At 65.4% G+C, this 17470-nt stretch carries 23 protein-coding genes; 8 read left to right on the top strand and 15 right to left on the bottom strand.

Annotated elements, in window-relative coordinates; genetic code table 11:
• Positions 1–21: 21 nt before the first annotated feature.
• Positions 22–567 (bottom strand): TIGR01841 family phasin, encoded by a 546-nt coding sequence (phaP, locus tag HCU76_RS09960; RefSeq protein ID WP_218509144.1) that lies wholly within the window; start codon positions 565–567, stop codon positions 22–24.
• Positions 568–958: 391 nt separating this feature from the next.
• Between phaP and ppk2 the strand changes: the two genes are divergently transcribed.
• A complete protein-coding gene (gene ppk2, locus HCU76_RS09955) occupies positions 959–1717 on the top strand; it encodes a polyphosphate kinase 2 (RefSeq protein ID WP_256354133.1) in 759 nt (252 codons plus the stop codon).
• On the opposite strand, the gene HCU76_RS09950 is transcribed toward ppk2, so the two are convergent.
• Complete coding sequence (locus tag HCU76_RS09950; RefSeq protein ID WP_218509142.1) at positions 1714–2898, bottom strand: acetyl-CoA C-acyltransferase family protein; 1185 nt, start codon at positions 2896–2898, stop codon at positions 1714–1716. The genes ppk2 and HCU76_RS09950 overlap by 4 nt on opposite strands.
• A gap of 164 nt (positions 2899–3062) precedes the next feature.
• Between HCU76_RS09950 and HCU76_RS09945 the strand changes: the two genes are divergently transcribed.
• Positions 3063–3845 (top strand): YoaK family protein, encoded by a 783-nt coding sequence (locus HCU76_RS09945; RefSeq protein WP_218509141.1) that lies wholly within the window; start codon positions 3063–3065, stop codon positions 3843–3845.
• A gap of 10 nt (positions 3846–3855) precedes the next feature.
• Here the strand turns inward: HCU76_RS09945 and HCU76_RS09940 are convergent, their stop codons facing one another.
• The 3 genes from HCU76_RS09940 to HCU76_RS09930 all read right to left on the bottom strand — a co-directional run bounded on the left by HCU76_RS09940 (position 3856) and on the right by HCU76_RS09930 (position 6778).
• The gene (locus tag HCU76_RS09940) at positions 3856–4554 is read right to left on the bottom strand and encodes an acetate uptake transporter (protein ID WP_218509140.1); all 699 of its coding nucleotides are present in this window, start codon (positions 4552–4554) and stop codon (positions 3856–3858) included.
• Between the two features lie 27 nt (positions 4555–4581).
• Complete coding sequence (locus tag HCU76_RS09935) at positions 4582–5070, bottom strand: MaoC family dehydratase (RefSeq protein WP_213953431.1); 489 nt, start codon at positions 5068–5070, stop codon at positions 4582–4584.
• Between the two features lie 64 nt (positions 5071–5134).
• Positions 5135–6778, bottom strand: coding sequence for an acyl-CoA synthetase (locus tag HCU76_RS09930; RefSeq protein WP_218509139.1), 1644 nt, complete (start codon positions 6776–6778; stop codon positions 5135–5137).
• Positions 6779–7069: 291 nt separating this feature from the next.
• On the opposite strand from HCU76_RS09930, the gene HCU76_RS36565 reads away from it, so the two are divergent.
• The 6 genes from HCU76_RS36565 to HCU76_RS09900 all read left to right on the top strand — a co-directional run bounded on the left by HCU76_RS36565 (position 7070) and on the right by HCU76_RS09900 (position 10445).
• Positions 7070–7300 (top strand): hypothetical protein, encoded by a 231-nt coding sequence (locus HCU76_RS36565; RefSeq protein ID WP_218509138.1) that lies wholly within the window; start codon positions 7070–7072, stop codon positions 7298–7300.
• A gap of 28 nt (positions 7301–7328) precedes the next feature.
• Positions 7329–8018 (top strand): BON domain-containing protein, encoded by a 690-nt coding sequence (locus tag HCU76_RS09920; RefSeq protein ID WP_218509137.1) that lies wholly within the window; start codon positions 7329–7331, stop codon positions 8016–8018.
• Positions 8015–8518, top strand: a complete 504-nt coding sequence (locus HCU76_RS09915) for a DUF1269 domain-containing protein (protein WP_218509136.1) — start codon at positions 8015–8017, stop codon at positions 8516–8518. Before HCU76_RS09920 ends, HCU76_RS09915 begins: the two co-directional genes overlap by 4 nt.
• A 30-nt stretch (positions 8519–8548) precedes the next feature.
• Positions 8549–9376, top strand: a complete 828-nt coding sequence (locus tag HCU76_RS09910; RefSeq protein WP_218509135.1) for a universal stress protein — start codon at positions 8549–8551, stop codon at positions 9374–9376.
• A gap of 205 nt (positions 9377–9581) precedes the next feature.
• Positions 9582–10193: a GNAT family N-acetyltransferase gene (locus tag HCU76_RS09905; protein WP_218509134.1), complete on the top strand. Its 612-nt coding sequence runs from the start codon at positions 9582–9584 to the stop codon at positions 10191–10193.
• Positions 10194–10214: 21 nt separating this feature from the next.
• Positions 10215–10445, top strand: a complete 231-nt coding sequence (locus tag HCU76_RS09900) for a hypothetical protein (protein WP_218509133.1) — start codon at positions 10215–10217, stop codon at positions 10443–10445.
• Positions 10446–10615: 170 nt separating this feature from the next.
• Here HCU76_RS09900 and HCU76_RS09895 read toward each other — a convergent pair whose 3' ends face one another.
• From HCU76_RS09895 to atpD, 10 genes are read right to left on the bottom strand one after another with little or no spacing between them, the layout of a single operon-like run.
• A complete protein-coding gene (locus HCU76_RS09895) occupies positions 10616–11539 on the bottom strand; it encodes a F0F1 ATP synthase subunit gamma (protein ID WP_218509132.1) in 924 nt (307 codons plus the stop codon).
• Positions 11539–11856 carry a hypothetical protein gene (locus HCU76_RS37090; protein ID WP_371319786.1) on the bottom strand — a complete coding sequence of 106 codons (318 nt, stop codon included), beginning with the start codon at positions 11854–11856 and terminating at the stop codon, positions 11539–11541. Before HCU76_RS37090 ends, HCU76_RS09895 begins: the two co-directional genes overlap by 1 nt.
• On the bottom strand, positions 11775–13106 hold the full coding sequence (locus HCU76_RS09890) for a F0F1 ATP synthase subunit alpha (RefSeq protein ID WP_305729948.1): 1332 nt from the start codon (positions 13104–13106) through the stop codon (positions 11775–11777). Before HCU76_RS09890 ends, HCU76_RS37090 begins: the two co-directional genes overlap by 82 nt.
• Positions 13103–13909, bottom strand: coding sequence for a F0F1 ATP synthase subunit B (locus HCU76_RS09885; RefSeq protein ID WP_218509131.1), 807 nt, complete (start codon positions 13907–13909; stop codon positions 13103–13105). Before HCU76_RS09885 ends, HCU76_RS09890 begins: the two co-directional genes overlap by 4 nt.
• A 3-nt stretch (positions 13910–13912) precedes the next feature.
• A complete protein-coding gene (locus tag HCU76_RS09880; RefSeq protein WP_218509130.1) occupies positions 13913–14203 on the bottom strand; it encodes a F0F1 ATP synthase subunit C in 291 nt (96 codons plus the stop codon).
• Positions 14191–14925, bottom strand: a complete 735-nt coding sequence (locus tag HCU76_RS09875; RefSeq protein ID WP_218509129.1) for a F0F1 ATP synthase subunit A — start codon at positions 14923–14925, stop codon at positions 14191–14193. Before HCU76_RS09875 ends, HCU76_RS09880 begins: the two co-directional genes overlap by 13 nt.
• Positions 14915–15229: an ATP synthase subunit I gene (locus tag HCU76_RS09870; protein ID WP_218509128.1), complete on the bottom strand. Its 315-nt coding sequence runs from the start codon at positions 15227–15229 to the stop codon at positions 14915–14917. Before HCU76_RS09870 ends, HCU76_RS09875 begins: the two co-directional genes overlap by 11 nt.
• Positions 15222–15515, bottom strand: a complete 294-nt coding sequence (locus HCU76_RS09865; protein WP_256354109.1) for an AtpZ/AtpI family protein — start codon at positions 15513–15515, stop codon at positions 15222–15224. The genes HCU76_RS09870 and HCU76_RS09865 overlap by 8 nt, the downstream gene beginning before the upstream one ends.
• Before the next feature lie 25 nt (positions 15516–15540).
• Positions 15541–15930, bottom strand: a complete 390-nt coding sequence (locus HCU76_RS09860; protein WP_218509126.1) for a F0F1 ATP synthase subunit epsilon — start codon at positions 15928–15930, stop codon at positions 15541–15543.
• The gene (gene atpD / locus HCU76_RS09855) at positions 15920–17398 is read right to left on the bottom strand and encodes a F0F1 ATP synthase subunit beta (RefSeq protein ID WP_218509125.1); all 1479 of its coding nucleotides are present in this window, start codon (positions 17396–17398) and stop codon (positions 15920–15922) included. Before atpD ends, HCU76_RS09860 begins: the two co-directional genes overlap by 11 nt.
• Positions 17399–17470: the final 72 nt, after the last annotated feature.

Genomic DNA, 17470 nt, shown 5'->3' with positions numbered 1-17470 from the left:
GGAACGCGCACGGTATCGGTATCAGGCCTCGGTCGTCGCGACTGCGGCTTTCGAGTTCTTCACCACGGCATCGGCGACCTGTTCGGCGTTCGCAGTCAGGGCGTCGGCAATTTGCTTGGCTGCCTTGTTCGTGCCCTCGTAGGCGTTTTTCGCGGCAGCCGTAGCCGACTTCGCCAGCGTCAGAAACTGCTCGGTGCCGGGCGCGTCCTTCATGACACCGCTGACGGCGTCCGTGAACTTGGCTTGCACATCTGCGAATTGCGCCTCGAAGGTCGCGCGTTGGGCTTCCGCGAAGGACGCGAGGATCTCCTGCACCTGGCGGCCATAGGCGGCGGCCTTCTGGGGCGCGGCCTTCAGCGCTTCGGACTGGAGCTTCAGCAGATCGGCCGGGCTCTTCGCGAGCAGCGCGGCCTGGCTGGCTTCATGGGATTCGGCCAGCAGGGTCTTGATCGTCTGGAGGTTCAGCGCGACCAGCTTTTCCACGCTTTCGAACGCTTGCGTGCTCAGGCCGAACAGCGTGTCGACTGAGGCCTTGGTCGGGGCGGCGAATTGGTCAAGATTGATCATGAGAGGCTTTCTATCTGGTGGGAAGGGTTCGGACTTTGCTGCGCCGCAGCATGACCAAGTCTATTCCGGGTTTCCCCCAATGCAAGCGTTAATTGCTGCACTGCAACATCTTGATGCATGACAGCGAACGTGAATGCGTGCGTCACCGAACAGACTGGGACCGAGCAGCCGCGCAGGCTGGGCGTTTTCATACCAGGTGGTGATCTGCGATGACCAAATCAGATAAACAAATCCAGCGAGATGTCCTTGCCGAACTCCGACTGAGCTCGCCATCATGAGCAGGAAAGAGCGGGCGAGTCGGACGCTTGAGCGGGCGATTCCTGCGGGAGAGCGCACCGAAGGCTCGCCCCTGGCCCAGGCCCCGGACATCAACCCGCAGCGTCAATCGTCGATGGAGCACAAGCACTACAAGCAGCAGTTGCGGCTGTTGCAGATCGAGCTGGTCAAGCTCCAGCGGGAACTCATCGCCCACGGCGACAGCATCGCGGTGGTGCTGGAGGGGCGCGATGCAGCCGGCAAGGACGGCAGCATCAAGCGCATCGTCGCGCACCTCAGTCCGCGCGAGACGCGGGTCGTCGCCCTGGGTCCGCCGTCCGACCGGGACCGCAACAGCTGGTATTTCGCGCGCTACGTCAGGCAGTTGCCCGTCGGTGGCGAACTGGTACTGTTCAACCGCAGTTGGTACAACCGCGCGGGCGTGGAACTGGTGATGGGTTTCTGTTCCAGGCAGCAGCATGAAGAGTTCATGGCCTCGGTGCCGAAATTCGAGGAGATGCTGGTCAGCTCGGGCATCCGGTTGCTGAAGTACTACCTGGACATCGGGAAGGCGGAGCAGGTGGCCCGTCTGGCCGATCGCGCACGCGATCCGCTCACCCGATGGAAGGTCAGCCCGATCGACGCCATGGCCGTGAAGCACTGGAAGGCGTATTCGAAGGCACGCGACGAGATGCTGCTCGGAACCAGCGCCAGCATCGCGCCGTGGCACATCGTGCGCACCGACGTGAAACACCTGGCGCGCCTGAACCTGATGCGCGACATCCTGTCGAGGTTGCACTACCCGGGCAAGGACAAGCTGCTCGTCCAGCCTGACCGGGACATCGCGTTCGAGTTCACGCCCGATTGCATCGACGGCCGGCGGCTCGTGCGCTAGAGGCGCTCGAACACCGCGGCGATGCCCTGCCCACCACCAATGCACATCGTCACGAGCGCATAGCGCCCGCCCGTGCGGTGCAGCTCGTAGATGGCCTTGGTCGCGAGGAACGCACCGGAGCATCCGATGGGATGGCCCAGCGCAATTGCGCCGCCGTTCGGGTTGACCTTCTTCGCGTCGAACTCCAGCCCGCGCGACACTGCGATGGCTTGCGCGGCAAAGGCCTCGTTGCTCTCGATCACGTCCATCTGGTCGAGCGTCATGCCGCACTTCTTCAAGGCCGCCCGGGTCGCGGGGATCGGCCCCTCGCCCATGATCTCGTTCGGCACGCCGGCCACCGCATACGACACCAGGCGGCCCATCGGCTTGTGTCCGGCCGCGGCAGCCACGCTCGCGTCGGCCAGTACGAAGAAGGCGGCGCCGTCATTGATGCCGGACGCGTTGCCTGCCGTCACCGAGCCGTCCTTCTTGAAGGCGGGCTTCATCTTTCCCAACGTCTCCATCGAAGTCGTTGCCTTGACATGCTCGTCGGTGTCGAAGGTGACCTCGCCCTTTCGGGTCTGCTTGACGATGGGCACGATCTGCGACTTGAAGCGCCCTTCCGCGATGGCGGCCGCGGCGCGTCGATGCGATTCGACGGCCAGCGCGTCCTGCTCCTCGCGGGTGATGCCCCACTTGGCCACCAGGTTCTCGGCCGTGATCCCCATGTGGCCCACGCCGAAGGGGTCGGTCAAGGTGGCGACCATCATGTCGATCATCTTGGTGTCGCCCATGCGCGCGCCATTGCGCATCGCGGGAGACATGTAGCCGCCCCGGCTCATCACTTCGACACCGCCGCCTATGCCGTAGTCGCAGTCATTGAGCAGGATCTGCTGCGCGGTGGTCACGATGCCCTGGAGGCCCGATGAGCAGAGGCGATTGACCGACATCGCGACCGAGTCCATCGGCAGCCCGGCCTGGATGGCCGCGACCCGCGCGACGTAGGCAAAGCGGTGGTCGGTGGGGATCGTATTGCCGACGGTCACGTAGTTGATGGCCTTCGGGTCGACGCCCGAGCGGCTGACGGCTTCCTTCATCACGGTGCCTGCCAGTTCCGCAGGCTCCATGTCGGCCAGGCCGCCGCCGAAGGTGCCAATCGCCGAACGGGCGGCGCCCAGAATCACGACGTCTCTTTGGGTCATTTCATTTCTCTTTTCAATGTGTATTCGCCCGCGGCTTCTGTCCACGCGCTGCACTACTTGTAGACCGGCGCATCGGACATTGTCGGTGCGCCAGTGCACCCACGGAAAGAATAGTTCGGTAGCGCACAGACCCGCCTGCGCCGCCGGACTACAACGGGTTCGACATGACTGCGCGGTGGGCGAACCTCCTTTACGGGCTGGTCGGAAGGCGGCGCACCCAGGCGGCCAATCGCCAGCTGGGCTGCGTGCTCGCCGCCGTTGCCGGTGCGATCAACGCGGGCGGCTTTCTTGCGGTACACCGCTACACCTCCCACATGACAGGCATCGTGTCGTCGGTCGCGGATGACCTGGCCATCGGCAGCGTGGCGATGGCGTTCGCAGGCGTTGCTGCGCTTGCGACGTTCATGGCCGGCGCCGCCTGTACCGCCCTCCTGATCAACTGGGCGCGGCGCCACAAGTTGCACAGCAAATATGCGCTGGCCCTGATGGTCGAGGCCGCGCTGCTGCTGTTGTTCGGCCTGGCGGGTGCGAACCTCGCGTCATTGCCCCATCTGCTGGTGCCGTCCACGGTGCTGCTGCTGTGCTTCATCATGGGCTTGCAGAACGCGATCATCACCAAGATTTCCGATGCCGAGATCCGAACGACCCATATGACCGGCATCGCGACCGACATCGGCATCGAGCTGGGCCGGCTGGTCTACTGGAACCGCAACGAGACGGCCAACACCGTGCACTTCGTCAAGGCCAACCGCGACAAGCTCTTCATCCATTCCGCCATCCTGGCGTCGTTCTTCGTCGGAGGCGTGGGTGGCGCGATGGCATTCAAGGCCGCGGGTTTCGCGGCGACCATTCCGATCGCCTGCACATTGACCGTGCTGGCGTTGCCGCCGATCCTGGTCGACCTTCGCGGTCGCCGGTTCGGGCGCCGCTCCGCGCAGGGAAGATGATGCTTACCTGTCAGATCAGCGCCCTGGCCAGAGCGGGAACCGGTTCGATCACGTGCACCACCTTGGCTGGTGGCGTGGCCGGACCCTTGCGGATGAAACCGAACGGCTTGCCAAGCGGCAGAAGCTCACGGCCGAAGTAGCTGTTCAGGAACACCGCGCCCGCACAGTAGAAGCCCAGCAACGAGATCGCCAGTTCCGAATACGCTGCGAGCGCACCGAAGAGCGGCGCGTTGATGCCGAAGATGCTCAGCGCCAGCGAGGGAAGCAGCACATTGATCATCACCAGGATGGCCGCGAACACCTTGTTCGCCTCGAATGCCGCGACCATGATGAACAACGAGAAGATGAAAAAGCCGATGCATGCCACGCCAAGCTGCCTGGGGTCGGCGTTGGCGCCGACCGCGCCGAACCAGCCAAGGCTGACGGCCCAGTGCATGGCCACGGCGCCCCAGAACAGGCCGTAGGCGCCCAGCACGATGGCGCCGAAGTAGTTGTTCTTTTTGAAGTCGACGCTGGAGGCCCAGACCTGCGCTATCGAGCCCAGAAACAGCGCCCGGGGAATCAGGTAGACGCTGCCACTGGTCCAGCCCATTTTCTGGGAAGACGCCACGAAGGTGACCATCGACAGGCCAAACACGCCCAGCGCGGTCGGGTCGGACATGATGATCCTGGTATCGGTGACCGGGGTCGGGGATGTTGTCGAGGGCATGGTCTTTCTCCTGGGGTCCGCTCGCATTCACGCCAGGCTGAGCGCCGGCGTCTGCTGCGGCTGCACGGCGGCGATCGAGGGCGGCCGCTTGGCGGACGAGGTGGTCATCACCAACGCTTCGCCATCGATCACCACCGTCGTTCCGACCATGCAGATGGTTTCAAGCGTCACGCGGCGGCGAATGGGGTCTACGGATTTGACACTCACGCTGGCATGCACCGTTTCGCCAATGTGCACCGGCGCGCGGAAGTTCAGCAACTGGCTGAGATAGATCGTGCCCGGTCCGGGAAGGTGGTTGGCCACCGCGGCCGAAATCACGCTGGCCGTCAGGAAGCCGTGCGCGATGCGGCCGCCGAAGCGCGTCGTCGCCGCGAACTCCTCGTTCACATGCAGGGCGTTGTTGTCGCCGGAGACGCCGGCAAACAGGACGATGTCGGCCTCGGTGATGGTCTTCGAGTAGGTCGCGGACATGCCCGCCTTCAGGTCTTCGACGTCGTAGCCGTTCATTTCGTTCATGGTGTCTTGTCTCGATGCTTCGGTTGCCTGGAACTGGCAGTGAACAGGAGTTTCATGACAGCACTCACACGATGGCCGCGGCCGAATGCAACTGCTCGCGCAACACGAACTTCTGGATCTTCCCGGTGGAAGTCTTGGGTAGTTCGCCGAAGATGACCTGCTTGGGCACCTTGAATCGCGCCATCTCGGCGCGGCAATGCGCGATGATTTCCGCCTCCGTCACCGTGGCTCCCTCGCGGAGTTCGACGAAGGCCGCGGCCACCTCGCCCCATTTCTCATCCGGCTTGGCCACGACGGCCGCTGCGAGCACCGCTGCATGGCGATACAGCACCTCCTCGACCTCGACACTGGAAATGTTCTCGCCGCCGGAGATGATCACGTCCTTGCTGCGATCCTTGATCTTGACGTAGCCGTCGGGCTGCGTCACCGCTAGGTCGCCCGTGTGGAACCAGCCACCGGCAAACGCTTCCTCCGTGGCCTTCGCGTTCTTCAGGTAGCCCTTCATCACCACATTGCCGCGGAAGAAGATCTCGCCGATCGTCTCGCCGTCGGCCGGCACCGGCTCCATCGTGTCGGGCGTGAGCACGGCGATGGCCTCCTGCATCGGGTAGGCCACACCCTGGCGGGCGTTCAGGCGGGCCCGTTCGCCCACGGGGAGTGCGGCCCACTCGACCTGCTGGGCGCATACCGCCGCCGGGCCGTAGACCTCGGTCAGGCCGTAGACGTGGGTGATGGCGATGCCCATCTGTTCGCAGCCTTCGATGATGGCGGCGGGCGGCGCAGAGCCGGCGATCAGGCCCTTGACAGCGTGAGCGATCCCCGCGCGCTGCGCTTCGGGCGCGTTGATCAGCATGCCGTAGACGATGGGCGCACCGCACAGGTGGGTGACCTTGTGCTCGCGGATCAGGTCGAAGACCACCGCCGGTTCGAACTTGCGCAGGCATACGCTGGCGCCGGACTGCAAGGCCAGGGTCCACGGGAAGCACCAGCCGTTGCAATGGAACATCGGCAAGGTCCACAGGTACACGGGATGGCGCGGCATCTCCCAGGTCACGACGTTCGAAACCGCATTGAGGTAGGCGCCGCGGTGGTGCGTCACCACGCCCTTGGGGTTGCCGGTCGTGCCGGACGTGTAGTTCAGTGCGATGGCGTTCCACTCGTCGGAAGGCAGCTTCCAGCGAAAGCCGGGGTCGCCACGAGAGAGGAAAGACTCGTAAGAAACATCGCCGAGGGATTTGCCGGGCGGTGCATCGTCGTCCTCGACCTCGATCACGAACGGCCGCCTGTCGCCGACCATCGCGAGGGCCTTCTCGATCACGACGGCGAACTCGCGGTCGGTCAGCAGCACCTTGGCCTCGCCATGCTGCAACATGAAGGCGATGGCCTCTGCATCGAGCCGCGTGTTGAGCGTGTTGAGCACGGCACCCGCCATCGGCACGCCGAAATGCGCCTCGAACATCGCCGGCACGTTGGGCAGCATGACCGCGACGGTGTCGCCGGCGCCGACGCCGCGTTGCACGAGCGCACTGGCCAGTCGGCGACAGCGCGCATACGTGTCGCGCCAGGTTTGCCGTCGTGATCCATAGATCAACGCGATGTGCTCAGGGTACACGCAGGCTGATCGCTCGATGAAGCTCATGGGCGACAAGGCCACGAAATTGGCCTCGTTCTTGTCCAGGCCGAATTCGTAGGGGTGGGTTCTTGTCATGATGTCTTCCGGGTTCTGGCGCGCCGCCGGGGCACGCCATACCAACATAGGCGCATCGCGCTGGTCGGTCTGTGCGCTGGCGTACCACGTCAGGAAGCGATCATGAACATCCTCCGTTTCCGATTTGCCGATTCGTTCCTCAAGCCGGTTTGTAGGAGAACAGCGCGAGTTCCGCTCGAAGAAGCGCCGGGCGAGGCTGTGCGCGGCACCGAACAGACGGTGTCCCTGCAACCACTGACAGTGCACAGGTGCGCACCATTCCGGTCGCGACCCGATTCCACAGGAACCATCGTGAAGAACTACACATTGCCCTCGCTCCTGCTCGTCGCCATGCTCGCGCTTGGCGCTTGCACAGGGCCCATGGGCCCGCAGGGTAACCAGGGCAACACGGGCTACACCGGCGCCACGGGAAGCACAGGCAACACCGGAAATACGGGCGCGACCGGAGACATCGGCGGGCAGGGCAGAACCGGCTCCACCGGCGCGAGCGGCGACACCGTGGTGGTCGTACCCGCCCGATGAAAGCCCGCATCCTTCGCCAGAGGACGTCATGAAGACCGACAACCAACTCCAGCAGGACGTCCTCGCGGAACTGAAGTGGGACCCGTCCGTCCACGCGGCCGAAATCGGCGTGGCAGTCAAGGACGGCGTGGTCACCCTGGCCGGCGAGGTCAGCAGCTTCCCCGAGAAATGGGCGGCACAAGGCGCCGCACAACGCGTATTCGGCGTGCAGGCGCTGGTCATGGCGCTGGACGTCAAGCTCTCCGAACTTGGAAAACGAACCGACGCCGACATCGCGCGGTCGGCCGAAACTGCGCTGAACGCCCATACGCTCCTGCCGACCGATGCCGTCAAGGTCATGGTCGAGCACGGATGGATCACCCTTTCGGGCGAGGTGCACTGGCAGTACCAGAGGGAAGCGGCGATCGAATTCGCCAGCCATCTTGCGGGCGTGCGCGGCATCGACAACCAGATCACGCTCAAGCCCCGCGACGCCGAAGACACTCTCCAGTTGGACCTTGACGCCGCGCTCGCGCGGCTCGCGACGGCCGACGCGCAACCGATTTCGGCTTCGGTCCACGGCGCCGATGTCACGCTGTCGGGAACGGTGCAAGGCTGGCACGAGCGAGACCTCGCCATGCAAAGTGCATGGGCCGCGCCCGGCGTGCGCAGCGTCATCGACAACCTCACGCTCGCCTCGCGGGCCACGTTCACATCACCCACGAAAGCAGCAGCATGATCACCGATATTTCCCCGGCCTACATCTTCGAGACGCGCGTGCAGGCAGAGGACGCGATCCACGCGTTGAGCGAGTCGGGGTTCGACGTCAAGAAGCTGTCCCTGGTCGGACGTGGCTATCACAGCGAAGAACACCCGATGGGCTTCTACACCGTCGCCGACAAGATCAAGGCGTGGGGCGGCGCGGGCGCATTCTGGGGTGGGATCTGGGGCCTGTTGCTGGCGCCGGCTGTCTTCATCCTGCCCGGTCTCGGCCTTGTGGCAATGGCAGGCCCCGTCGTGGCAGCACTGGTCAGCGCGCTGGAAGGCGCCGTCCTGGTTGGCAGCCTTTCTGCGCTGGGCGCGGCGCTGACGCAAGTCGGTGTGCCCAAGGATCAGGTCATCAAGTACGAAACTGCCGTCAAGGTCGACAAGTACGTTCTTCTGGTCCATGGCGGCGCGGAAGATCAATCAAAGGTGAGATCTGTTCTTGCCGGGTCGATCGCGCAGGCCACTGCATAAGTGCTCGCACATTGAGGCCAAAGGACTATCGTGACCTACGCAACATTGATGGTGCACCTGCAGATCGGGCAGTTGAACAGCGGCGTGCTGAAGATGGCCCGTCATCTCGCAGAAAGCCATGGCGCCAACGTGATCGGCATCGCAGCCCAACAGCCTCTGGAGATGGCGTACGGCGACGGAATTGTTCCGCAAGAAATGTATGAGGAGAGCCGGGCGCAAACCGCCAGGCTGCTGAAGGATGTCGAGGCAGGTTTTCGAAGCGCACTGCAGGGCATGCCGGAACCGCCCGAGTGGCGCTGCTCGATGCCCTTTGACCTGTTGGCCGACTACGTCGCAGGCGAAGCGCGCAGCGCCGATCTCATCCTGACCACCGTCGACACGAACCGCATGCTCGATGCTGCCCGCTGCCTCAACACCAACGATCTCATCATGCGGGCCGGACGACCCGTGCTGCTGGTGCCGGCCGCCACCGACAAGGTCGACCTCGATCGCGTGATGATCGGATGGAAGGACACGCGCGAGGCGCGCCGGGCCATCGTCGATGCGATCCCGCTGCTACAGAAAGCCGCGCACGTGAGCCTGGTCGAGATTTGCACGCACGCCGATCAAGCCGCGTGTCGAATCCGCCTCGCGGATGTCGCCGCCTGGCTGCAGCGGCATGGCGTTACTGCGAAGTGCATCGCATCACCATCGACCGGTGACGATGCCGAAGCGCTTTATGCCTTGGGTCAGGACATCGACATCGACTTGATTGTTGCGGGTGCATACGGCCACAGTCGCTTGCGGGAATGGGCGCTGGGTGGTGTCACGAGTGATCTGCTGGTGAGCCCGAATCGATGCGCATTGGTTTCGCATTGAGCATCGGTACGTCACCGCACAGACTGAACTGCGCTATCGGCGCAAGCTTTGTGGATCCAGACACGGGCCCATTGCCATGACGAACCTTGACACGTCCCACCGGGAGACACCTCGCGCGACGTTGACGCTGCGCGGTGTTCGTGGCGCTTCGTGTCAGGCGCGCGAAGGCACTGCGGCGCCATCTCGCAATCTCAAAGGAAACAACATGATCAGCGCATCGAAGGACGCGGCGGCCAACAACGATTCCGCGGCCGGCAACGAAGGATTGAATGGCGGCCGGCACGAAATGCTGCGCGGCGGCGACAGGGTGTTGATTCGGCCGATCCACAAGGACGATGTCGAGATGGAGCGCAAGTTCATCGAGGCCCTGTCGCCCGCGTCGCGGCGATTCCGCTTTCTGGAGACCTTGAACTCACCGGGCGATGCGCTGCTTCAAAAGTTGACGACGATCGACCCGTCGACGGACATGGCGTACGTCGCGGTGATCGAGGAGAACGCGAAGGAGATCGAAGTGGGCGTTGCGCGATTCAGCGCGCAGGCGGGAGGCAAGGAATGCGAGTTTGCCGTGACCGTCAGCGACGCGTGGCAAAACAAGGGACTCGGCACGCTGTTGATGAAGTACCTCATCGTGGCCGCGAAAAAACTCGGCATCGAGCAGATGCATTCGAGCGACCTCGAAGACAACAACCTGATGCGCAAGTTCGCGGCACACCTGCAGCTCGACCACAAGCGCGACCCGGATGACATCACGCAGGTCTTGTACACCGTCGACTTGCGAAAGCCTGCGCTTCAGCCGGCGGCAGCCAGCGCCGCATGATCCGACCTGAGGAAACCGGCGATGCCCTACGTTCTTCTTGAGCGCCTCCGCTGCGCAAGGCTTCCAGCCAGGATCGTTGACGACAGCGAGATCGGCAAGCTGGAGATACTTCGAACGGCGGGCCTGGTCGAAGCCGATCTGCCGCCGACGCACCAGGTTCGCGGCAGCCAGTCCTATACCGGCAATGCCATCGTGATGCGGGTAACGCCCAGCGGCCACGTGGCCGCGAAGGCCCGGTCCGGCGAGCGCTGAGCGCGGAGAGGGGGACAGTCGCCGGCATCGAGGACCGCTCAGTGTGATGGGCGGGCGCCGAAGCATCCTCTACCAGCGCCGACAGACTGTCACCTGAAAGCATCGCGGAATCCCGGGCTCATGTCCGTGCGACACCGCACATCGCAAGCGGTTCCCGCACCAGGCGCCAATCATCGCCCGGCGCCCAGCGCCTTGAATCCCGCAACCACGTCGGACAGCTCATCGTCGATGCTGCTCTGCCGCAGGCGATGAAAGCTGCCGCCGAGTGTGCGCAGCATTTTTTCGATGTTGTGGTCGGCGCGGTCCATTGCCGCCAGGCGACTCGCGTTTTCACTTGCGAGCGACTCCGCGGCGGCCCGGAAGATCGAGACGAACAGGTACTCGCGGATCAGCGCACGCAGCGTCATGGCGCCTTCGCCCGGCACCTCACGCGGCACCTCACCCAGCACCTCGGGCAGCATGCCGGTCGGCCAGGGCTGATCGGCGAGCTTTCGTCGCCAGCTCTCGTCGAGTGGCAACAGGCGCTGGCTCACTGGCTCGTACGCCGAACCCGAGACCGGGCGGTTGTTGAACAGGTAGAGTGACGCGCGTGCACCGGGCGCTTCATGCGCCTCGTCTTGCCCGACGACCTTCACCATGACCTGCCCGACCAATGCCGTGATCGCCTGCACCGATCGCGGTACGGCGAAGACACCCGCCGCCAGCGTGCGGCGGTCCGCGAGCCCGGAACTGATTCGGTCGCCCACCGCCCAGACCTGCGCCGTTGCAGGCAACGCGGCCAGCGTGGCGCGTGCATGGTCGAGCACCACGTCATTGAAGCGTCCGACCAGGCCCTGGTCGGAACCGAAGATCACGGCGCGGATGGCGCGGCCGGCCTGTCCGTGCGATGGCGGCGCGCCATCGAGCGGCGCGCTACTGCGAAAGCACGCGCCCAGTCCGAGTTCCACCGTGCGGGCATAGTCGCCGAGCGCAGCCACGGACCGCTCGTACTGGCCCACGCTCGCGGCCGCCTGCGACTTCATCGCGCGAACGACCGATTGCAGGTCGCCAGCGCTGGCGATCTTGCGCCGCAGGCTTGCGGACGTGTCGGCCATCAGGGCGCTTCCGTCGGCGCAGTCTTGCTCGCCTCGGCATGCGGCAGGAAAGGCACGATGGCCTTGCGGGCCAGTTCGATGATCGCCACCTGGTCTTCTTCGCGCAGCTTGTCGGCGCTGACAAGCCGGGTAGCCAGGTCGACGGGCATCCCCGCAGCAGCCTCCTGCACCGCGCGCTGGGCTTGCGTCATGCGATCCAGCGTCACAGGCTCGAAGAGGCGCGACTTCAGCGCCATCAGGATCGCGATCTGCGCCGGCACGGGCACCGGCGACAACTCCGCCTGCTGCAGGCACGCGCGGATGCGTTGTCCATGCACGATGGCCTGCTGCGTGTCGTCGTCCAGCCTGGCGCCGAACCGCGCGAAGACTCGAGTTCCTCGAACTGCGCGTAGCCCAGCTTGAGATCGCCTGTCACCGCCCGGAAAGCCGCGCGCTGCGCCTGGCCGCCTACACGCGACACCGACTTGCCGACGTCGACCGCAGGCAGCACGCCGAGTTCGAACAGGGTCGGCGACAGGTAGATCTGGCCGTCCGTGATGGAGATGAGGTTGGTCGGGATGTAGGCCGAGATGTCCTCCGCCTCGGTTTCGATGATGGGCAGCGCCGTGAGCGACCCGCCGCCCAGTTCCTTGCGCAGATGGGTGGCACGCTCCAGCAGCCGCGAGTGGATGTAGAAGATGTCGCCGGGGAAGGCCTCGCGTCCGGGCGGGCGTTCCAGCAGCAGCGACAACTCGCGGTACGAGCGCGCATGCTGGGTGAGGTCGTCGTAGACGATGAGCACGTCGCGCCCGGCTTCCATGAAGTGCTCGGCGATGCTGGTCGCGGCGTACGGTGCGGCATACGCCAGCCCCGGCGGGTCGTTGCCCTCGGCCACGACCACCACGGTGTAGTCCATCGCGCCCTGGGCGCGCAGCACGGCCACGACGCGGGCCACTGCCGACGCGCGCTGGCAGATCGCGCAATAGATGCACACGACATCCTGGCCCCGCTGGTTGATGATGGTGTCGATCGCCATCGAGGTCTTTCCGGTCTGCCGGTCGCCGAGGATGAGTTCGCGCTGGCCGCGTCCGATCGGGATCAACGCGTCCACCACCTTCAGGCCGGTCTGCAGCGGCACGTTGACGCTCTCGCGGTCCATGATCGCCGGTGCCGGGCGCTCTATGGCCAAGCGGGTGGTGCCGGTCGGCACATCCTGTCCGTCGAGCGGGCGACCCAGCGGATCGATCACGCGGCCGAGCAGGCTTTCGCCGACCGCGACATCCATCACCCGGCCCGTGCGCTGGACCTCGTCGCCCGCATGCAGATGGGCATGGTCGCCCAACAGCACCACGCCGATTTCGGTGTCGTCGACGTTGAAGGCAATGCCCGACACATCGCCGGGAAAGCGGATCACTTCCGCATAGCCGACGCCGGGCAACCCGCTGACATGGGCCACGCCGGTGTCGACGGAAACGACCGTGCCGACCTCGCGCGGCACGAGGCGCGGCACCAATGCATCGCGCGCCTGGGCCAGCAGTTCGAAGGCGGTGTCGAAGGTCTGCTGCAACGTGGCAGTGGGTGCGTTCATGCAGTGCTCGGCGCAGGGCTCGATGACGGGGTTGAGGCGGGTGCGGCCCGCGCCTTCAGCAGTTCGCTCACGCCCCGGTCCAACGAACCGAGGTAGTCGGAGATGCTCCACGCGAACTTGTACCCCTGCGTGCTGAGTTCGATGCCGCCCACGAGCTCCGGGGCAACTTCGAACTGCAATGGGGCATCCATTGAAAAGGTCTCGTTGATCGCATGCTGGACGGCATCGCGTTGCGGCTGTGGCAGCGCGAACGCACTGCGGACGAGCGCAGGGCCATTGCCGGATTTCAGTGCCGCGTCGAGCCCTTCCCTGGCGTTGCCGTCCAGCGCCCGCAGGCGCTGTGTGAACACGTCGCAGGCGCTGGCTTCAAGGCTCGCCGAGGCCAGGTCTGCGAGCGTGCGGCGCGCAATGGCCAACACTTCCTGCACCGTGCGGTCGCGCACCGATTCGTTCAGCCTCTGTGCGTCGCCGGCCAGTGTCTCCTGGCGCTTGACCGCCAGCGCCTCCGCCGCGCCACGTGCCACATCGTCCAGCCGCTGGCGGTCCGCGTTGGCGTCGCTCGTCGCAGTGGCAAACAGCGCGGCGCGGTCGCGATCGAAGTCGGCGTTCTTGCGCTGGAAAGCCTGGCGTTCCTTGATCGCCTCGGCCTTCCTCGCGTCTGCATCCGCGAGTTCGTCGGCAATGCGCTTTTCGCGAGCGGCGATGGCGTCCTGTACCGGCTTGTAGAGAAAGCGCTTCATCAGCCAGACGAGGACGAGGAAGTTCAGCGCCTGCGCACCGACGGTGAACCAGTCGATCAGCATGGCTTACTTCCCGGCGACGTGGGCCGCGGCCGTCACGGCGGCATTCCAGAACGGGTTGGCGAAGATCAGGATCATCGACACCACGAAGCAATAGATGGCCGTCGACTCGATCATCGCCAGGCCGACGAACAGGGTGCGCGTGATGGTGGCTGCGGCGTCGGGCTGTTGCGCCAGCGCCGTCAACGCCGTCGCCACCGCCCTGCCCTCGGCCAGTGCGGGGCCCATGGTGCCGAATCCGGTGGTGAGGCCGGCGATGACGATCGATGCGATGGCAATCAGGGTCAGGCTGTCCATGGGCGGGCCTCGGGTGGTGGGGTGGTTGGCGCGGCGGGTTGCTCGACCGACTTGGGCGTGGCAACGCGCGTGGCGGCGGCGATGTAGACCGCCGCCAGGATGCTGAAGATGTAGGCCTGCACCATGCCGGTGAGCAGGCCCAGCAAGGTCATGACGACCGGAAAGAGAAAGGGCGTGATCGTCAGCAGGATGCCGGCGATCATCGCGCCGCTCATCATGTTGCCGAACAGACGCACGGCGAGCGCCAGCGTGCGCGATGCCTCGCCGATGATGTTGAAGGGCAGCATCAGGATGGTGGGCTCCAGGTACGACCTGAGGTAGCCGCGCAGGCCCTGGCTCGCGATGCCGAAGAAAGGCACCGCCACGAACACGCACAGCGCCAGGGCGGCGGTGGTCGACAACGAACTGGTGGGCGACTCGAAGCCGGGCAGCACGGTGCACAGGGCCGAGGCCGCGACGAAGACGAACAGCGTGCCGATGAATGCGAGGTACTTGCCAGGCTCGCTCAAGCCGACCTCCCTGATCTGTCCGGCGATGCCTGTCACGACGATCTCGAGCAGGCATTGCCAGCGCGAGAGCTGCCGCCCGCTGCCGAGCCTGCGCGTGACGAGCGCGGACCCTGCGACCAGCACCAGCATCAGCGCCCACGTGAAGACGATGGTTGCGTTGAGCTTGACGAATCCGTGTTGCCAGAAGATCCATTGGTCCGGGCTAAGGCGCATGGGAGCCTCCAGGGTCCAGGCGCCGGCGTGGCGATGACGCGGGCTGTGCGAGCCAGGTCACCATGCCACGTGCGATCACGAAGCCGAGCAGGCACGCCAGCAGCCGTTCCCAATGGCCCGCCCCGGCGACATAGAAGCCCGTCAAGGTCAGGGCCATGCGCAGAAGCAGGCTGGTGAAAATCCACAGGCCGGGCTGCCTCGCCGTGGTGGCGCGGTAGACCGTCCAGCACAGGCCGCCAAAGAAGATTGCCCCGAGCACCGCGCCGGCAATGAAGGACAACGACAGGAACAGCGCTTCACGCATCGCCGGCCCCCCCTTCTTCGTGCATCGCGCGGTCTTCGTTGGCAACCCAGCGCCATGCGTTCACGCAACCAAGCACCAGGCCGGCCACCAGCAGCGCGAGCGTCCACGAATGCTGGCCCGCGTAGTGCCTGTCCAGCCAAAGGCCGAGTGCGGCGCCCAGCAAGGTCGGCACCGCGACCGACCATCCGACCAGGCCCATCATGCCGAGGCCGAGCCAGACGCCGGGCGTGCCATCACGCCGCGCCTTGAGTTTGCGTTGTGCCTTGGCGCCCACCTGATGGGCCATGGGCGGCCAGGGGGTGTCCTCGTCGTCATGCATTTTCAAAACGCGCGAAGCGTCGCAGAAAGCCGCTCTCGACGGCCGCCATGGCCGATCGAAGGCTCTGCGCTTGCGCGTCCTCCTGCAAGAACTGTTGCGCGACCGCTTCGCGCAACTGCGCCAGGCCCGCACCGCGCAAGGCACGGCGCACCGACACCAGCACGTTCGCCCCGGTCTTGACCAGGATGCCCTCGTCCACCGCGAGGCAGACTTCGCCATGGGCGGGCGTTTCATAGATCAGTATTCCCGGTACCAGCGCAGCGACGCAGTCGAGCCGGTGCGGCAACAAGCCGAACGATCCGCCAAGCGACTCCGCAACGATGCGCGAGACGCCATCCTCGTCGGCGAAGACCTGGAAGGGCAGCAACACCTTAAGCCGCATGCGTCGCCACCTCGGGTTTGGCGGCAGGCGCCGCCTTTGCCTCGCTGATCGCACCGATCATGTAGAGCGCACTCTCGGGCCGGTCGTTGAACTCGTCGTGCAGGATGCGTTCGCAACCCTCCAGCGCATCCTTCAGGCTCACCAGCTTGCCCGCCTGCCCGGTGAATTGCCCGGTCGTGAAGAAGGGCTGCGTCAGGAAGCGCTCCAGCCGGCGCGCGCGCGCCACCACGCTGCGGTCCGCGGGCGATAGCTGCTCCAGACCCAGCATCGCGATGATGTCCTTGAGCTTGGCGTATTGCGCGAGCGTGCGCCGGATCTCCTGCGCCAGCGCGTAGTGGCGCTCGCCGACGATGCCGGGCGTCGCCATCATCGAATGCGACTGCAATGGATCGATGGCAGGGTACAAGCCTTCGCTGGCGCGCTGGCGCGACAACACGATGGAGGCGGACAGGTGCGAGAACGTGTGAACCGCTGCCGGATCGGTGAAGTCGTCGGCCGGCACGTACACCGCCTGGATCGAAGTGATCGCGCCGGTGTCGGTGTTGGCGATGCGCTCCTCGAGACCCGCGAGTTCGGTGCCCATCGTCGGCTGGTAGCCGAGCCGCGACGGCATCTGCCCCATCAGGCCCGACACCTCGGAGCCGGCCTGGATGAAGCGGAAGATGTTGTCGATGAGCAGCAGCACGTCGCGGTGCTCGTCGTCACGGAAGTACTCGGCCATCGTCAATGCCGCGTCGCCGACGCGAAAGCGCGCACCCGGGGGTTCGTTCATCTGGGCAAAGATCATCACCATCCTGGACAGTACGCCCGCGGCCTTCATTTCGCCGTAGAGGTCCGCGCCCTCGCGACAACGCTCGCCGATGCCGCAGAAGATGCTGACGCCGTCCTGGCGGCCGATCATGTTGTGGATCATCTCGGTCAACAGCACGGTCTTGCCCACGCCGGCGCCGCCGAACATGCCGGCCTTGCCGCCGCGCTCCAACGGCGCCAGCACGTCGATGACCTTGATGCCGGTCTCGAAGACTTCCGACTTCGTGGACCGCCGCGCCAGCGCAGGCGGCGCCCGATGCACCGACCGCCACTCGACGCCCGTCAATGGCTCGCCACGATCGATGGTGTTGCCGAACACGTCGAACATGCGCGAGACGATGCCCTTGCCCACCGGCGCGCGAAGCGGCGCGCCGCTGTCGCGCACCGGCATGCCGCGCGCGAGGCCCTCGGTGGGTGTCAGCGCAATGCAGCGCACGTGGTGTGCGTCGCGCTGCGTCAGCACTTCGATGACGATCCGGCGGTCGTCGCCCGCGTGCAGCAGCGAATGGATCGGCGGCAGGTGCCTGTAGAAGCGGACATCGACCACGCTGCCACGCACCGCCGCGACCGTGCCGACGTTGAAGGCGGTCGCGGGGACCTCGGGTTGGGTTACCTCGGCGAGCGATTCCGGTAGCGTCGATGTCTGGATAGGGAACATGCCTCAAGAAAGCAGGAGCGAGAAAACCAGCGTAGGTCTCGCATCGCCGGCGGTCTGTGCGCTGCACAACAT

It is taken from the genome of Variovorax sp. dw_308, assembly GCF_019207085.1.
Taxonomy (GTDB): domain Bacteria; phylum Pseudomonadota; class Gammaproteobacteria; order Burkholderiales; family Burkholderiaceae_C; genus Variovorax.
This window is presented reverse-complemented; position numbering and strand designations above follow the sequence as displayed.

Coding starts and splice junctions, on each gene's coding strand:
- atpD (WP_218509125.1), bottom strand. CDS start 17,398: ATGTTCCCTATCCAGACATCGACGCTACCGGAATCGCTCGCCGAGGTA.
- HCU76_RS09920 (WP_218509137.1), top strand. CDS start 7,329: ATGAAGACCGACAACCAACTCCAGCAGGACGTCCTCGCGGAACTGAAG.
- HCU76_RS09900 (WP_218509133.1), top strand. CDS start 10,215: ATGCCCTACGTTCTTCTTGAGCGCCTCCGCTGCGCAAGGCTTCCAGCC.
- HCU76_RS09905 (WP_218509134.1), top strand. CDS start 9,582: ATGATCAGCGCATCGAAGGACGCGGCGGCCAACAACGATTCCGCGGCC.
- HCU76_RS09930 (WP_218509139.1), bottom strand. CDS start 6,778: ATGACAAGAACCCACCCCTACGAATTCGGCCTGGACAAGAACGAGGCC.
- HCU76_RS09940 (WP_218509140.1), bottom strand. CDS start 4,554: ATGCCCTCGACAACATCCCCGACCCCGGTCACCGATACCAGGATCATC.
- HCU76_RS09880 (WP_218509130.1), bottom strand. CDS start 14,203: ATGGACAGCCTGACCCTGATTGCCATCGCATCGATCGTCATCGCCGGC.
- HCU76_RS09895 (WP_218509132.1), bottom strand. CDS start 11,539: ATGGCCGACACGTCCGCAAGCCTGCGGCGCAAGATCGCCAGCGCTGGC.
- HCU76_RS09945 (WP_218509141.1), top strand. CDS start 3,063: ATGACTGCGCGGTGGGCGAACCTCCTTTACGGGCTGGTCGGAAGGCGG.
- HCU76_RS09860 (WP_218509126.1), bottom strand. CDS start 15,930: ATGCGGCTTAAGGTGTTGCTGCCCTTCCAGGTCTTCGCCGACGAGGAT.
- HCU76_RS09870 (WP_218509128.1), bottom strand. CDS start 15,229: ATGCGTGAAGCGCTGTTCCTGTCGTTGTCCTTCATTGCCGGCGCGGTG.
- phaP (WP_218509144.1), bottom strand. CDS start 567: ATGATCAATCTTGACCAATTCGCCGCCCCGACCAAGGCCTCAGTCGAC.
- HCU76_RS09950 (WP_218509142.1), bottom strand. CDS start 2,898: ATGACCCAAAGAGACGTCGTGATTCTGGGCGCCGCCCGTTCGGCGATT.
- HCU76_RS09885 (WP_218509131.1), bottom strand. CDS start 13,909: ATGCTGATCGACTGGTTCACCGTCGGTGCGCAGGCGCTGAACTTCCTC.
- HCU76_RS09875 (WP_218509129.1), bottom strand. CDS start 14,925: ATGCGCCTTAGCCCGGACCAATGGATCTTCTGGCAACACGGATTCGTC.
- HCU76_RS09865 (WP_256354109.1), bottom strand. CDS start 15,515: ATGGCCCATCAGGTGGGCGCCAAGGCACAACGCAAACTCAAGGCGCGG.
- HCU76_RS09890 (WP_305729948.1), bottom strand. CDS start 13,106: ATGAACGCACCCACTGCCACGTTGCAGCAGACCTTCGACACCGCCTTC.
- ppk2 (WP_256354133.1), top strand. CDS start 959: ATGGAGCACAAGCACTACAAGCAGCAGTTGCGGCTGTTGCAGATCGAG.
- HCU76_RS09935 (WP_213953431.1), bottom strand. CDS start 5,070: ATGAACGAAATGAACGGCTACGACGTCGAAGACCTGAAGGCGGGCATG.
- HCU76_RS09915 (WP_218509136.1), top strand. CDS start 8,015: ATGATCACCGATATTTCCCCGGCCTACATCTTCGAGACGCGCGTGCAG.